This window comes from Geodermatophilus siccatus, assembly GCF_900103785.1.
GTDB lineage: Bacteria > Actinomycetota > Actinomycetes > Mycobacteriales > Geodermatophilaceae > Geodermatophilus > Geodermatophilus siccatus.
The window spans coordinates 114,457-129,133 of record NZ_FNHE01000002.1 but is presented as its reverse complement, the minus strand read 5'-3'; the positions used below and the strand labels follow the sequence as shown (position 1 = coordinate 129,133).

13 protein-coding genes are annotated in these 14,677 nt (G+C 74.1%); 9 read left to right on the top strand and 4 right to left on the bottom strand.

Features of this window, described 5'->3' with window-relative positions; all coding sequences use genetic code 11:
* Positions 1 to 83 precede the first annotated feature (83 nt).
* From BLS21_RS03890 to BLS21_RS03860, 7 genes are all read left to right on the top strand, one after another.
* Complete coding sequence (locus BLS21_RS03890) at positions 84 to 1,070, top strand: cyclase family protein (protein ID WP_245700039.1); 987 nt, start codon at positions 84 to 86, stop codon at positions 1,068 to 1,070.
* Positions 1,071 to 1,079: 9 nt separating this feature from the next.
* Complete coding sequence (locus tag BLS21_RS03885) at positions 1,080 to 2,210, top strand: FAD-dependent oxidoreductase (RefSeq protein WP_091214109.1); 1,131 nt, start codon at positions 1,080 to 1,082, stop codon at positions 2,208 to 2,210.
* Between the two features lie 92 nt (positions 2,211 to 2,302).
* Positions 2,303 to 3,241 carry a VOC family protein gene (locus BLS21_RS03880; RefSeq protein WP_091214107.1) on the top strand — a complete coding sequence of 313 codons (939 nt, stop codon included), beginning with the start codon at positions 2,303 to 2,305 and terminating at the stop codon, positions 3,239 to 3,241.
* Positions 3,241 to 4,209, top strand: a complete 969-nt coding sequence (locus BLS21_RS03875; protein ID WP_091214104.1) for a fumarylacetoacetate hydrolase family protein — start codon at positions 3,241 to 3,243, stop codon at positions 4,207 to 4,209. Before BLS21_RS03880 ends, BLS21_RS03875 begins: the two co-directional genes overlap by 1 nt.
* Before the next feature lie 17 nt (positions 4,210 to 4,226).
* Positions 4,227 to 5,399: an alpha/beta hydrolase family protein gene (locus BLS21_RS03870; protein ID WP_091214103.1), complete on the top strand. Its 1,173-nt coding sequence runs from the start codon at positions 4,227 to 4,229 to the stop codon at positions 5,397 to 5,399.
* A gap of 139 nt (positions 5,400 to 5,538) precedes the next feature.
* The gene (locus tag BLS21_RS03865) at positions 5,539 to 6,033 is read left to right on the top strand and encodes a CBS domain-containing protein (RefSeq protein WP_175479406.1); all 495 of its coding nucleotides are present in this window, start codon (positions 5,539 to 5,541) and stop codon (positions 6,031 to 6,033) included.
* A complete protein-coding gene (locus BLS21_RS03860) occupies positions 5,931 to 6,431 on the top strand; it encodes a CocE/NonD family hydrolase C-terminal non-catalytic domain-containing protein (RefSeq protein WP_091214098.1) in 501 nt (166 codons plus the stop codon). The genes BLS21_RS03865 and BLS21_RS03860 overlap by 103 nt, the downstream gene beginning before the upstream one ends.
* A gap of 180 nt (positions 6,432 to 6,611) precedes the next feature.
* Here BLS21_RS03860 and BLS21_RS03855 read toward each other — a convergent pair whose 3' ends face one another.
* The 3 genes from BLS21_RS03855 to BLS21_RS03845 are packed head-to-tail and all read right to left on the bottom strand — an operon-like array spanning position 6,612 to position 9,516.
* Entirely contained in the window at positions 6,612 to 7,637 is a 1,026-nt protein-coding gene (locus tag BLS21_RS03855; RefSeq protein WP_091214095.1) for an NAD(P)-dependent alcohol dehydrogenase, read from the bottom strand.
* A complete protein-coding gene (locus BLS21_RS03850; protein WP_091214092.1) occupies positions 7,634 to 8,461 on the bottom strand; it encodes an iron-sulfur cluster assembly protein in 828 nt (275 codons plus the stop codon). The genes BLS21_RS03855 and BLS21_RS03850 overlap by 4 nt, the downstream gene beginning before the upstream one ends.
* An 11-nt stretch (positions 8,462 to 8,472) precedes the next feature.
* Complete coding sequence (locus BLS21_RS03845; RefSeq protein ID WP_091214090.1) at positions 8,473 to 9,516, bottom strand: amidohydrolase family protein; 1,044 nt, start codon at positions 9,514 to 9,516, stop codon at positions 8,473 to 8,475.
* Positions 9,517 to 9,704: 188 nt separating this feature from the next.
* Here BLS21_RS03845 and BLS21_RS03840 point away from each other — a divergent pair, with 188 nt between their 5' ends.
* Positions 9,705 to 11,195, top strand: coding sequence for an AAA-type ATPase lid domain-containing protein (locus BLS21_RS03840; RefSeq protein ID WP_245700038.1), 1,491 nt, complete (start codon positions 9,705 to 9,707; stop codon positions 11,193 to 11,195).
* Here BLS21_RS03840 and acnA read toward each other — a convergent pair.
* The gene (gene acnA / locus BLS21_RS03835; RefSeq protein ID WP_091214087.1) at positions 11,170 to 13,917 is read right to left on the bottom strand and encodes an aconitate hydratase AcnA; all 2,748 of its coding nucleotides are present in this window, start codon (positions 13,915 to 13,917) and stop codon (positions 11,170 to 11,172) included. The two genes, BLS21_RS03840 and acnA, sit on opposite strands and share 26 nt — an antisense overlap.
* Positions 13,918 to 13,991: 74 nt before the next feature.
* Between acnA and BLS21_RS03830 the strand changes: the two genes are divergently transcribed.
* The gene (locus BLS21_RS03830) at positions 13,992 to 14,654 is read left to right on the top strand and encodes a GntR family transcriptional regulator (protein WP_245700037.1); all 663 of its coding nucleotides are present in this window, start codon (positions 13,992 to 13,994) and stop codon (positions 14,652 to 14,654) included.
* Positions 14,655 to 14,677: the final 23 nt, after the last annotated feature.

Below are 14,677 nucleotides of genomic sequence, written 5' to 3'. Positions count from 1 at the left end.
GCGCGGGACCATAAGCCGCGTCGATGACCGGCATCACCCATCTGGTCTTCCCTGATGGGTCGGCTCCCTCGACCGTGGGAGCCGTGACCGCCGCCACCACACCCCCGGAGCTCGACCGCACCGACCCGGAGGGCGCCATCGCCGCCGCCGCGAAGCGCTGCTCCAACTGGGGCCGCTGGGGTGCCGACGACGTCCTCGGCACGCTGAACTTCCTCGACGAGACCAAGCGGGTGGAGGGCGCGCGGCTGGTGCGCCGGGGCGTGAGCTTCTCGCTGGCGCAGTCGTTCGACGCCAACGGCCCGCAGAGGGGCTGGCGGCGGCGCACCAACCCGGTGCACACGATGCTCGACACCGGCCTGGACGCCGAGCGCGGCCAGGGCTTCCCGCACGGCCTCGGCGGCGCCGACGACGTGGTCTTCATGCCGCTGCAGGCCTCCACCCAGTGGGACGGCCTCGGCCACATCTTCGACCACGGCACCGCGTACAACGGCCGCCGCGCCGGCGACGTCGTCACCAGCGAGGGCGACGGCGTGACCGGCATCGAGACGGTCGCCGCCCTGATCACCGGACGCGGCGTGCTGCTCGACGTCGGCCGCGCGATCGGCACCGACGGCGAACTGCCCGACGGCTTCGCGATCACCCCCGCGCACCTCGAGGCCACCGTCGCCGCCCAGGGCGGGAGCGCCCGGGTCGGCCGCGGCGACCTGCTGCTGGTGCGCACCGGCCGGCTGGCCCGGGCGCGGCGGGAGGGCTGGGGCGACTACGCCGGCGGGGACTCCCCGGGACTGTCCTTCACCACCGCCGACTGGCTGCACGGCACCGAGGTCGCCGGCGTCGCCACCGACACCTGGGGCTTCGAGGTCCGCCCCAACGAGTTCGACGTCGCCTTCCAGCCGCTGCACCAGGTCGCCATCCCGCACACGGGCCTGTTCATCGGCGAGATGTGGGACCTCGACGCGCTCGCGGCCGACTGCGCCGCCGACGGCGTGTGGGACTTCCTCCTCACCGCCGCCCCCCTGCCCGTGACCGGCGCCGTCGGCGCCCCGGTCAACCCGATCGCCGTCAAGTAGGAGGCCGCCGTGCCCGCCGTGAACAGCGTCCTGGTCGTCGGCAGCGGCCTCGCCGGGGCCGCCACCGCCATCCGTCTGGCCGAGTCCGGGGTCGCCGTCGACCTGGTCGAGGTCAAGCCCGACGCCGCGGCGATCGGCTCCGGCATCACCCTCCAGGGCAACGCGCTGCGCGAGCTGCGCACGCTCGGCGTCTGGGACGAGGTGCAGGCGGCCGGCTACGCGTTCGACGTCACCGGCATCCGTGCCCCCGACCCGGCCGGCACCGTCGTCGCCGAGATCCCCGACGCGAGGACCGGCGGGCCCGACCTGCCGGCCGTCATGGGCATGCCGCGCCCACAGCTGGCGCGGATCCTGGTCGATCGGGCGACCGCGGTGGGCGTGAAGGTCCGCTTCGGGACGACGCACACCGAGCTCCGGCAGGACCACGCAGGCGTGGACGTCACGTTCACCGACGGCTCGAGCAACCGCTACGACCTGGTCGTCGGCGCCGACGGCATCCGGTCGTGGACCCGGCGCGCGCTCGGCATCGACCTGGAGACGACGTCGGTCGGCATGGGCATCTGGCGCGCGTTCGGGCCGCGGCCGGCGAGCGTCACCCGCACCGACCTCTACTACGGCGGGCCGTCCTACATCGCGGGCTACTGCCCGACCGGCGAGGACTCGCTCTACGCCTACATCGTCGAGGACGCGCAGGACCGCAGCGCGCTCTCGCCCGAGGAGCAGCTGGCCACGGTGAAGCAGCTGTCGCGGGCCTACCACGGCCCGTGGGACGAGATCCGGGAGACGCTCACCGACCCGTCCCGGGTGAACTACACCTGGTTCGAGACGCACGTGCTGCCGGCGCCGTGGAACCGCGGCCGGGTCGTGCTGATCGGCGACGCGGCGCACACCTGCCCGCCGACGATCGCGCAGGGCGGGGCCCAGGCCCTGGAGGACGCCGTCGTCCTCACCGAGCTCCTCCTCGAGCGCGACGTCCTCGACCAGGACCTGTGGGACGCCTTCTCCGCCCGCCGGTTCGACCGCGCGAGGACCGTCGTCGAGGCCTCCAACCAGCTCGCGCAGTGGCAGATCGACCACGTCCGGGGCGACATCCCGGGCCTCATGCGCTCGATCGCCCACCTCGTCGCCCGACCCGCCTGAGCCCGTCCCCGCGCGAGATCTGCGCAGTGGCTGCCTTCGGACCGCTGAACGGCGCCACTGTGCAGATCTCGCGCCGATCCAGGAGACCCCCCATGCCCCAGCGCCTGATCACCCACCTGCGGCACGTCGACCTCGCCGTGCCCGACCTGCGCATCCAGCAGGACTTCTTCACCTCCACCTGGGGCCTGACCGCCGAGCACACCGACTCGGGGCTGGCCTTCCTCGCCGCCGAGGGCTCGCCGGAGCAGTACGTCGTCCGGCTGCGCGAGGCTCCCGACAAGCGGATCGACCTGATCAGCTTCGGCGCCGCGAGCCGCACCGACGTCGACACGCTGGCCGGCAGCCTGGCCCGCGACGGCGTGCAGCTGGTGCACGAGCCGCGCGACCTGCAGACCCCCGGCGGCGGCTACGGCTTCCGGTTCTTCGACAACGAGGGCCGCACGATCGAGGTCAGCTCCGACGTCGCGGTGCGGCGGCACCGGCCGGTCGAGGCGGGCGAGTCCATCCCGGTGCGCCTCTCGCACGTGGTGGTCAACTCCGCCGACCCGGAGGGCACGGTCGCCTTCTACGAGAAGCACCTGTCCTTCGCCCTCTCGGACACGCTGATGCACCCGCGGATGGGCAACATGATGTGGTTCCTGCGGACCAACGCCTGGCACCACTCCATGGCGATCGCCCGCGGCCCGCACGCCTCGCTGCACCACGCCAGCTTCGAGCTGCGCGGCATCGACGAGTACATGCGCGGCACCGGGCGGCTGTTGCGCCGGGGCGTCGAGAAGATCTGGGGCCCGGGCCGCCACATGGCCGGGAACAACACCTTCAGCTACTTCCTCGACCCGCACGGCAACACCGTCGAGTACACGACCGAGCTCGAGACGGTCGACGAGGACACCTGGCACCCGCATCTCTACGACTTCTCGAACCCCGAGGTCAGCGACCAGTGGGGCACGGCGAACGCGATGAACGAGTTCGTGGCGAGGAGGTCGTTCAACGACCCGGACAAGGGCCTGTTCGTGGCCCCGCCCGTCTGATGCGCCTCGCCACCTGGGAGGCGGACGGCCGGGTGCGCGCCGGCGTCGTGGGGGACGACGGGCTGCACGAGCTCCCCGCGCGGACGACGGTGCTCGACCTCGTCCGCGCGGGGCTGCCCGCCGCGCTGGAGGCGGGCGCCGAGGCGCTGCGCGGCCCGGCGGTGCCGGTCGGGAGCGTGCGGCTGCTGCCGCCGCTGCAGGCGCCGACGGTGCGCGACTTCGTCGCGTTCGAGGAGCACGTCGAGGGTGTGCGCAAGGCGATCGACGGCGTCGCCGGTGTGGTCGACGAGTGGTACCAGGCGCCGACGTTCTACTTCACCAACCCCTACGCGCTGGTCGGCGCGTACGACGACGTCCCGCTGCCGCCGGGCTCGCAGCGCTTCGACTTCGAGCTCGAGGTCGCCGTCGTCGTGGGGAGGGACGGCGCCTCGCTGACGCCGGAGCAGGCCCGCGAGCGCGTCTTCGGCTACACGGTGCTCAACGACTGGTCGGCCCGTGACCTGCAGGCCCGGGAGATGAAGGTCAACCTCGGCCCGGCCAAGGGCAAGGACTCGGCCACCACGCTGGGGCCGTGGCTGGTCACCGCCGACGAACTGGAGCCGTACCGGGACGACGAGGGCTTCCTCGCCCTGGGCATGCGGGTGTCGGTCAACGGCGTCGAGGTCGGCCGGGACCTGCTGTCGAACATGGGCTGGCCGTTCGAGGAGCTGATCAGCTACGCCTCCCGCGGGACGGAGGTCCGCGCCGGCGACGTGCTCGGCTCGGGCACCTGCGGCAACGGCGGCTGCCTGGCCGAGCTGTGGGGCCGCCGCGGTGACGCCGCTCCCCCGCCGCTGGCGCCCGGGGACGTCGTCGAGATGACCGTCGAGGGCATCGGCACCATCCGCAACCGCGTCGTCGAGGGCGTCGAGCTGCCGCCCGTCCGCCCGGCGCGGCCCCGTTCCCGCGCACGCACGCGCACCGCCTGATCGAAAAGAGGAACCCCGTGTTCGAGTACTTCCCCACCGGCCCCTACACCTGGAACCTCAGCGTCGTCGCGACCCTGAACTCCGGCGGGCTCATCGACGAGGTCGACCGGGCGTGCCGCCCGATCAAGGACGCCGCTGACGCCGGTGAGGACGCCGGGACGCCGGACTTCCTGCGCGCCTGGACCGCGCTGACCGACCAGCTCGTCGACCAGGCCGAGCAGGCCGAGAAGGCCGGCCACACCCGCACCGCCGGTCAACTGTGGTCCCGCGCCAGCAACTACCTGGCCCAGGCCGAGCGGATGCTCGCCCACTCCGACCCGAACCGCGTGCCGACCTACCGGCGGATGCTGGAGATCGCGCAGAAGGCGTTCGAGACGCACAGCCCGCGGGTGTCCCGGGTGACGATCCCCTACGAGGGGACGACGCTGCCGGCCTACTTCAGCGCCGCGCCGGCCACCGACGACGGTCCCGCGCCGGTGGTCGTGCTGGTCAACGGGCTGGACTCCACCAAGGAGCACATGTACGCCTCGGGCCACTGGGAGGAGCTGGCCGCCCGCGGCATCTCCTGCCTGATGCTCGACCAGCCCGGCACCGGCGAGGCCCTGCGCCTCCAGGGCCTGACCGCGCGGATCGACACCGAGGTGTGGGCCGGCGCGGCCGTCGACTGGCTGGAGCAGCGGGCCGACGTGGACGCCTCCCGCATCGGCATCGTCGGCTGGTCGCTGGGCGGCTACTACGCCCCGCGCGCGGCCGCGTTCGAGGAGCGGTTCGCCCTCTGCGTGGCCTGGGGCGCCAACCACGACTGGGGTGCGGTGCAGCGCCGGCGGCGGCAGCGCGAGGGCGAGCGCCCGGTGCCGCACTACTGGGAGCACGTGCTGTGGGTGTGGGGCCACACCGACCTCGACGAGTTCCTCGAGTTCGCCGACGCAGTGACCCTCGAGGGCGTCGTCGAGCGGATCACCGTGCCCTTCCTGGTCGCGCACGGCGCGAACGACCGGCAGATCCCGCTGGAGATGGCGCACCGCTCCTTCGACCAGGCGGTCAACTCCCCCCAGCGGGAGCTGCGGGTGTTCACGCCCGAGGAGGGCGCGACCGAGCACATCGGCCTGGACCACCTGCCGCACGTGAGCGTCTTCGTCGCCGACTGGGTGGCCGACACCTTCGCGGAGATCGGTCGCACCGGCGCCTGACCGCGGGAGCTCCGGCAGCAGCGCCGAGGGCGGACCGACGGGGAGCGGGCGGAGCGGCACGGCCGACCGGGACGGCCGGCAACGAGTGGACGCGGTCCGGTGGGGCACCATGCCGGGGTCGGCGGAGGATCCTGGGGAGGTGCGGTCGCTGGACGCGGACCTGGTGGACGTCGCCCCGGCGCCCTGTGCGGACGGGGCGGAGGTGGCCGGCCCGACCGTCGCCGACGTGATGGTCAGCCGGCCGAAGACGTTGCCCGCCGGCGCCTCGGTCGCCGCCGTCCGGGCGGTCCTCGCCGACGACCACGTCGTGATGGTCCTGCTCACCGAGGACGGCGTGCTCCGCGGCACGCTGCTGCGCGATGACCTGCCGGACACCGCGCCGGGCGCGGCGGCGGCGCTCCCGCTGTCGCGGCTGACCGGCCGGACCGTCGCACCGGCCGTCCCGCTCGCCGACGTGCACGCGCTGCTCGTGCGCACCGGCCGGCGCCGGCTCGCGGTGGTGGACGACGAGGGCCGGCTGCTCGGGTTGGTGTGCCTCAAGCGCCGGCGGACCGGCTACTGCACCGACGCCGGCGTCGCCGAGCGGGCCCGCTCGCGCCGGTGCGCGCCGGAGACCCCTGCGCCGCCACGCTGAGACACCGGCCTCGCGCGCCGTCGTCCCGCTCCCGGGAGCCGGAGCGGGAGCACGCCGACGTGTTGGTGCGGCTGTGCGACGTCGACCCCGACGGCGTCTCCCGCAACGTCGTCGACGGCATCCGCGGGCTGGACCCGCGCACCGTCCCGGCCGACGACGTCACCGTCGGGGACGACGGCGTCCTCGCCGTCGACGTCGAGCTTTTCCCCACCGCCTACCGCGTGCGGGCCGGGCACCGGCTGCGGGTCCAGGTCAGCGGCGGCGCCTTCCCCCGCTACGCCCGCAACCACGGGACCGGCGAACCGCTGGCGACCGCCACCGCCGGGCGCACCTGCCGGTTCGAGGTGCGCCACGACGCCGCGCACCCGGCGTGGCTGGAGCTCCCCGTCCTGTCGTGACACCGCGCGGCCCGGGTCCCTGAGGAGGGACCCGGGCCGCACTGAGCCGGGTGAGGTGCTGGAACGGCCCCGCTGCAGGTAGGAGGACCCCCGTCCTCCTCACCGCTCGCACGCTCGCGGCGAGCCTCTGGACGGGGCCTGGCGCGAGCGCGAGCGGTGGCGGGCAGAGGGGCCCTTCTCCTAGGGGACGAGGATCGCCCGGCCCCGGACCTTCCCGGCGTCGAGGTCGCGGAGCGCGTCCACGGCCCGGTCGAGCGGGTACTGCTGGGTGTGCAGGGTGACCTTCCCGGCCTGCGCGAGCACCATCAGCTCGGCCAGGTCGGTGTAGGTGCCGACGATGTTGCCGACGATGTTCTTCTCCCCGGCGACGAAGTCCAGCGTCGGGATCCGGAGCTCGCCGCCGTACCCGATGACGTAGTACGAGCCGGCCGGGCCGGTCATGTGCCAGCCGTCCATCTCCGCGCCCTGCTCGGCGACGAAGTCGAAGACGACGTCCGCGCCCCCGCCGGTCAGGTCCTGGACCGCCTGCACCTGGTTGCCGTCGGCGACCACGGTCTGGTCCGCGCCGATCTGCCGGGCGAGCTCCAGGGCGTCGGGGTTGCGGTCGACGACGACGATCCGGGTGCCCGACAGCGCGGCCAGGCACTGGACGCCGATGTGGCCGAGACCGCCGGCCCCCTGCACGACCGCCGTCGTGCCCGGGTGCAGCAGCGGCAGGGCCTTGCGGACGGCGTGGTAGGCGGTGATGCCGGCGTCCGCGAGCGCGGCGACGTCGGCGGGGTTGGTGGACGGGTCGAGCTTCACGCAGGCACGGGCGGTGGTGCGCAGGTACTCGGCCATGCCGCCGTCGTTGTTCGACAGCCCGGGGAAGAAGGCGTTCTCGCACTGCATGTCCCGGCCGGCGCGGCAGGCCGTGCACAGGCCGCAGCTGGGCTGGGGGTGCAGGATCACGGTGTCACCGACGGCGACGTTGGTGACCCCCTCCCCGACCGCGTGCACCCACCCGGCGTTCTCGTGCCCGATCACGTAGGGGAGGTCCGGGTTCTGCAGGTCGGCCCACTGACCCTCGAGGATGTGCAGGTCGGTCCGGCAGACCCCGGCGCCGCCGATCTTGACGATGACGTCGAGCGGACCCTGGATCTGCGGTTCGGGGATGTCGTCGACCACGGGGTCGGCGTGGTACTCGTGCACGCGGACGGCCTTCACGGGCGGGTTCCCTTCGAGACGGTGAGCGGGAGCAGGGGACGGTCCTCGGGTCGGGGGGTCTGGTCGGCCTCCGACCCGGGGTAGCGGGTGGTGAGCAGACCCCGGCAGAAGTGCGCGTTGCCGCCGACGGAGATGCGCACCGAGCGGGCCCGGCGCAGCACCATCTCCGCCTGCGCGGGGTCGGGGCGGGTGCCGTCGTCGTACACGAGCACGGGGGCCGCGTCGTCCACGGGCAGGCCGAGGGTCGCCCGCCGGCGCAGCAGCGCGTCGGTGGTGTGCTCCCCCGCCGGCAGGTCGCCGAGGGTGAGCGCCGCGACGTCCACCGCGGGGTCGGTGCGGAGCAGCGCGGTGACGGCCCGCTCCATCGCCGCGGTGTGCGCCTTGCGCTGGAAGGTCGCCCGCAGCTCGTCGAGCGACTCCTCCGCCTCGTGGCCGAAGGTGCCCCGGTAGCCCAGCCCGGCGGCCATGCCGCGGTTGATCAGGTCCGAGTCGTGGTGGTCGTCGAGCTCGACCACCACGGACCCCACCCCCGGGACGGCGGACACCGCGTCGTGGGCGTCGGAGACCATCAGCCAGGCGAAGTTCGGCGCGCAGAAGGAGGTGGGCAGCCGCAGGTGCACCTCGACGGCAGCGCCCGGGACGGCAGCGCCCGAGACGGCAGAGCCCGAGACGGCAGAGCCCGAGACGGCAGAGCCCTCGACCGACACCGAGCGGACGAAGCCGACGTCGGTGATCGGCTCGTCCAGCTCGGGGTCGACGACGGTGCCCAGCGCGGCGCGCACCTCGGCCTCGGTCACGGTCAGGTCGGGGAGGACGGCGGTCATCGGCGTCCTCCTCAGACGCCGGCGAGGTCGGCGGCGGCCGGCTCGCGCGGGCCAGTGGCCGTCTCGGCGGCGTCGGGCAGCTGCAGGTGGGCCGGCACCGGCAGGTCGTAGAGCTTGGCCGCGTTGAGGCCGAGCACCTTCTTCTTCACCGCGGTGGTCAGCGGGGCGTACTCGGTCATGTCCTCGGGGATCTGGAAGTCCACGAAGCGCTCGACCAGCCACTTGGGCGTCCACAGCGCGTAGTCGCTGGAGAAGAGGATGCGGTCCTCGCCGAGCCAGTAGACGAGCTCGCCCATGATCTGCGCGAAGTAGCGCGGCCGGGTGTGGATGAACGGCATCGCGACGGCCAGGCCGGCGTACACGTTCGGCTCCTGCGTGGCGATCCAGCAGAAGTCCTCCAGCCGCGGCAGCCCGCAGTGCTCGACCACGAAGTCCAGGTCGGTGAAGTCCGAGGCCGCGTGGTCGACGTCGGCGACGTCGAAGGCGTCGCGGTCCAGCGGGCGGATCGTCGGGCCCTTGTGGATGTGGATGTTCCTGATGCCCAGCTCACGACAGAGCTCGAAGTAGCGGTAGGCCATCGGGTCGGTGAGCTTCCAGCCGCGGGACTCGCCGTGCCAGTCGGCGGTGTAGAGCTTCACGCCCTTGAGCTGCATGCGCTCGGCGTTGGCGCGGAGCTCGTCCAGGCCGTTCTCGCCGTCGCGCGGGTCCCAGTAGTGGTTGTAGGTCAGCTTGTCCGGGTGGGCCTGCGCGAGGGCGAACGCCTCCTCGGTCTGCCCGAAGCCCCGGTGGTAGAACTCGGCCAGCCGGGCCGGCTGGAAGATCGCGTGGTCGACGATGCCGTCGACGAACACGTCGCGCATCAGCCGCTCGCCGCCCTGGTACAGGTACTCCTCGTAGCCCCAGGTCTCGGACTCCGGGCTGAGGTTGCGGTGGTAGTCGTAGAAGCAGTCGATGAACTGCTTGCCGTGGATGTTGCGCTGGTTCTCCGGCCGCGCGTCCCACAGGGCGATGTGGGAGTCCACGACGTAGTACTGCTCGCCGTCCTTGCTGTACATCTCCGGCCTCCGTCGGCTCACTGTGAGAGCGGTCACGCTCCCTGGTCGACGACGCTAGGCACCGGGCGACCTGCTGCGGAGCCGGTCGCTGTCTCACTTTGGGACGCCGCCCGGCGGAACCGACGCGTACAGTCCCGTGACACACGACACAGCGGGTGAGCCCTCGCCCGCGGCCGGCGGAGGTGCCCGTGGACGTGCACCGGGACGAGGTGTCGCGCGCGACCGGGCCGGTGACCGACACCGACCTGGCCGGGCGGGCGGCGGCGCCGCGGCTGCGCGCCTCGTGGCGACGCAGCCAGGGCTACGGCGTCCCCCCGGACGAGGTGGTCCCGGTCTTCAGCGGCTCGCCGGACACCGGGTCGCTGCTCTACGAGTGCGCGCACCGGGTGCTCACCGACCTGCAGGCCACGATCCCCAACGAGCCGGTCAGCCTCATGGTGGCCGACTCCGAGGGACTGGTCCTGGCCCGGATCGGCGACGACCGCGACATCCAGCGGTCGCTGGACCGGGTGCACCTGGCACCGGGCTTCTCCTACAGCGAGCGCAACGCCGGCACCAACGGCCTGGGGCTCTCCCTCGCCGACCGGGCGCCCTCGCTGGTGCGCGCCGAGGACCACTACTGCACCGACCTGCGCGGCTACACCTGCGCGGCGGCACCGGTGATCGAGCCGGTCACCGGCGAGCTGGCCGGCAGCATCAACCTGACGACCTGGTCGAGCAGCTCCTCCGGGCTGCTCCTGGGGCTGGCGCAGACGGCGGCGAACGCCACCAGCGCGCTCATGCTCGTGCGCGCCGGTGGCCGGACGGTCCGGCCGGCGCCGCGCGGCGAGGTCTTCCACGTCATCGGCAGCCACCTCGCCCCGGACGCCGGCGACCCGTGCGTGTCGGCGGGCTGGCGGGCCGCGACGGAGCAGGCGGCGGCTGCCGTCGCCGCCGGCCGGGTGACGGCGGTCGTGGGCGAGCCGGGTGCGGGCAAGGCCACGCTGGCCGCCCTCGCCCGCCGGCGGCTGACCCCGCGACAGCGGCTGCTGCACGCGCGGGCCCCGGAGACCGGCGACGTCGCGGCCTGGCTCGAGCTGTGGACGCCGGAGCTGCGCGACGCGGACACCTGCGTGATCGTGTCCGGTCTGCAGCACCTGCCGGCGTGGGCGGCGGGCGAACTGGCGCAGATCCTGACCGCGGTCCGGCGGGCCGGGTCGGCCCAGCCGTTCGTGCTGGCCGCACCCGAGTTCGCCGCGATCCCCGAGCAGCTCGTGCAGCTGGCCGACGCCGTCGTCGAGGCCCCGCCGCTGCGGCTGCGGGCGGACGACGTCCTGCCGCTCGCGCACTGGTGCGCCCGCCGGGAACGGCACCGCGCGGTCGAGTTCACCCCGCGGGCGGCCCGCGCGCTGACCGGCTACGCCTGGCCGGGCAACGTCCGGCAGCTGCGCCGCGTCGTCCGCGACGCCGTGACCCGCGCCGACGTCGTCGACGTCCACCACCTGGCGCCGGAGGTGCTCGACGGCGGCAGCCGCCCGCTCAGCCGGCTGGAGCGGCTCGAGCGCGACGAGATCATCCGGTGCCTCACCCGGCCGGACACCACGGTGACCCGCGCCGCCGAGGAGCTCGGCATCGGCCGCGCCACGCTCTACCGGAAGATCGCCCAGTACAAGATCACGGTGCCGCGGGCGACGGACTGAGCGGCCCAGGGTCCGCGACCCCGGCGAGCCGGCGGGCGACGTAGGGCAGGATCCCGCCGTGGCGCAGGTAGCGCGCCTCCCGTGCGGTGTCCACCCGGACGGTGGCGGCGAAGCGCACCCGGCTCCCGTCGTCGGACCGGGCCTCGACGACCACGCACCCGGGCCGGTCCCCCTCGCTCAGGCCCTCCAGCCCCGTGATGTCGAAGGTCTCCCGCCCGGTCAGGCCCAGGCTCTCCACGCTGTCCCCCGCGCGGAACTGCAGCGGCAGGACGCCCATCCCGACGAGGTTGGACCGGTGGATCCGCTCGAAGCTCTCGGCGAGGACCGCCCGGACCCCGAGCAGCGCCGTCCCCTTGGCCGCCCAGTCGCGGGAGGACCCGGTGCCGTACTCCCGGCCGGCCAGCACGACCAGCGGCGTCCCCGCCGCGCGGGAGTGCTCCGCCGCCTCGAACACCGGCTTCTCCCGGCCGTCGAGATGGTCGAGGGTCCAGCCGCCGCGCCGGTGCGGCGCCAGCCGGTTGCGCAGCCGCTGGTTGCCGAAGGCGCCGCGGAGCATCACCTCGTGGTCGCCGCGCCGGGACGCGTAGGTGTTCAGGTCCGTCTCGCCCCGCGCCCGCAGGAACTCCCCCGCCGGGCTGTCGGCCGGGATGCGACCGGCCGGGCAGATGTGGTCGGTGGTGACGGAGTCCCCGAGCACGGCCAGGGCGCGGGCGCCGGTGATGTCGCCGACCGGCTCGGGGACCGGCGACAGGCCGTCCAGGAACGGCGGACGCCGCACGTAGGTGGAGTCGGGGTCCCAGTCGAAGGTGGCCCCTCCCCCGGCCGGCAGCTGCGCCCACCGCTCCTCGCCGGTGAAGACGTCGGCGTAGCGGTCGGCGAACATCGCGGGGTCGAGGTTGGCCCGGACGACCTGCTCGATCTCGGCGTCCGGAGGCCACAGGTCGCCCAGGTACACCGGGCGCCCCGCCGGGTCGACGCCGAGCGGTTCGTGCAGCAGGTCGGCGTCCATCGAGCCGGCGAGGGCGTAGGCGACGACCAGCGGCGGCGAGGCCAGGTAGTTGAGGGCGACGTCGTTGTTGATTCGGCCCTCGAAGTTGCGGTTGCCGGAGAGCACCGAGGCCACCAGCAGGTCGCGGTCGGCGACCGCCCGGCTCACCTCCGGGGTCAGCGGCCCGGAGTTGCCGATGCAGGTCATGCACCCGTAGCCGACGGTGTGGAAGCCCAGCTGCTCGAGCGGGGCGTCCAGGCCGGCGCGCCGCAGGTAGTCGGTGACGACCTTCGAGCCCGGCGCCAGGCTGGTCCTGACCCACGGCTTGGCCGCCAGCCCCGCGGCGACCGCGTTCCGGGCCAGCAGCCCCGCGGCGACCATGACGGAGGGGTTGGAGGTGTTCGTGCAGGAGGTGATGGCCGCGATGGCCACGGCTCCGTGTCCGAGCGCGGGCTCCTCGTGCACCCGGGCCTCCGGGCTCAGGGCCGGGGCGTCGCTGGCCGGGAAGGACTCCTCGCCGGCCTCGTCCACGGCGTCGCCGGCGGCCTCCGGCGTCCGCTCGGCCAGCAGCTCGGCGAGCGCACCGCGGAACCGGCTGCGCGAGCTGGCCAGCGGGATCCGGTCCTGCGGGCGGCGCGGCCCGGCCAGGGACGGCTCCACGGTCGAGAGGTCCAGCCGGATGAGGTCGTCGAAGCGCGGCCGCGCCGCCGGGTCGTGCCACAGACCCTGTTCCTTGGCGTAGCGCTCGACCGCCGCGACGTGCTCGGCGTCCCGGCCGGTGAACCGCAGGTAGTCCACGGTGACCCGGTCGATCGGGAAGATCGCGCAGGTCGAGCCGAACTCCGGGCTCATGTTGGCGAGGGTGGCCCGGTCGGCCAGCGGCACGGCACCGACCGAGGGGCCGGTGAACTCCACGAACCGACCGACCACGCCGTGGGCCCGCAGCAGCTCGGCGATGGTGAGCACCAGGTCCGTCGCGGTCACCCCGGGACGCCGCTCCCCGGTGAGCTCCAGCCCCACGACCGGCGGGACGAGGGTGCTGACCGGCAGGCCGAGCATCGCCGCCTCGGCCTCGATGCCACCGACGCCCCAGCCCAGCACGCCCAGACCGTTGATCATGGTGGTGTGCGAGTCCGTGCCGACCAGCGTGTCCGGGAAGGCGCGCCCGTCCCGCCGGACGACGACGTCGGCGAGGTACTCCAGGTTGATCTGGTGCATGATGCCGGTGCCGGGCGGGACGACCGCCAGCCGGCGGAACTGCTGCTGGCCCCACTTGAGGAAGCGGTAGCGCTCCTCGTGGCGCGCGTACTCCCGTGCCACGTTGAGCGCCATCGCGTCCGGGCGCCCGGAGACGTCGGTGACCACGGAGTGGTCCACCGTCAACTCCGCCGGGATCACCGGGTCGACGACGGCGGGGTCGCCGCCCAGGTCGCGCACCGCCTCGCGCATCGCCGCCAGGTCTGCCAGGACCGGGATGCCGTTGGTGTCGTGGAGGAAGACGCGGGCCGGCGCGAACGACACCTCGCGACCCCGGCCCGCACCGGACGCCAGGTCCTGGATGTCCTCGGCGGTGACCGTGACGCCGTCCTCGTGCCGGAGCAGGTTCTCGAGGACGATCTTCAGCGAGAACGGCAGGTCCTCGGCGCCCGGGACGGCGTGCACCGCCCACGTCTCGAACTGCCCCCCACCGAGCTCGAGGACCTTCCGCGCACCGAAGCTGTCGTTCCGGGCCATGCCCACCTCCCCAGGTCAGGTTATAGGCTACAGCCTGGAGCGGTGGACTCACCGCCGCCACGAGAGGGGGACGTGTGGCTCCGCCGGTGTTCACGAAGGCCGACTACGCCTACAGCGAGGTGCGCGAACGGATCATGTCCGGCGCCCTGCCCCACGGCGCGGTCCTCAACCAGGAGGCCCTCGCGGCCGAGCTCGACGTCAGCACCACCCCGCTGCGCGAGGCCATGCGCCGGCTCTCCGCCGAGGGGCTGGTCCTCCTCGGCGCGCACCGGGACGCCCGCGTCGCCCCGCTCACGGCCGCCGAGGCGCGCAGCCTGGTCGAGGTGCGCCAGCAGCTCGACCCGCTCGCCGTCCGGCTGGCCGCCGAGCGGCGCGACGAGCGGGACGCCGCCCGGATCCGCGCGGCGGCCGCGTCGCTCGAGCCCCTGGACGCCGGCAGCGGCCTGGTCGCCCTCGAGGCGCACCGCGCGTTCCACACCGCGCTGTACCGGGCCAGCCACAACGACCTGCTGATCGGCCTGCTCGACGGCCTGTGGGACAAGGCCGACCGCTACCGCCGCGCGGCCCTCGAGGCGGGCGAGGACTCCCCCGACGACCGCGCCCGGGTGCAGGCCGAGCACGCGGCGATGATGACCGCCGTCCTCGACGGCGACCCCGATGCCGCCGAGGAGCAGATGCGCCGCCACGTGGCGGGCAGCCTCGGCCGTCGCGCGATCGGCGTCCTCGCCGGCGGCTGAGCGGGGACCCGTCCTCCCCGCCC

What these genes read in the sequence shown, in the direction of transcription:
- BLS21_RS03880 (WP_091214107.1), top strand. Translation starts at nt 2,303, where the DNA reads ATGCCCCAGCGCCTGATCACCCACCTGCGGCACGTCGACCTCGCCGTG.
- BLS21_RS03875 (WP_091214104.1), top strand. Translation starts at nt 3,241, where the DNA reads ATGCGCCTCGCCACCTGGGAGGCGGACGGCCGGGTGCGCGCCGGCGTC.
- BLS21_RS03850 (WP_091214092.1), bottom strand. Translation starts at nt 8,461, where the DNA reads ATGACCGCCGTCCTCCCCGACCTGACCGTGACCGAGGCCGAGGTGCGC.
- BLS21_RS03845 (WP_091214090.1), bottom strand. Translation starts at nt 9,516, where the DNA reads ATGTACAGCAAGGACGGCGAGCAGTACTACGTCGTGGACTCCCACATC.
- acnA (WP_091214087.1), bottom strand. Translation starts at nt 13,917, where the DNA reads ATGGCCCGGAACGACAGCTTCGGTGCGCGGAAGGTCCTCGAGCTCGGT.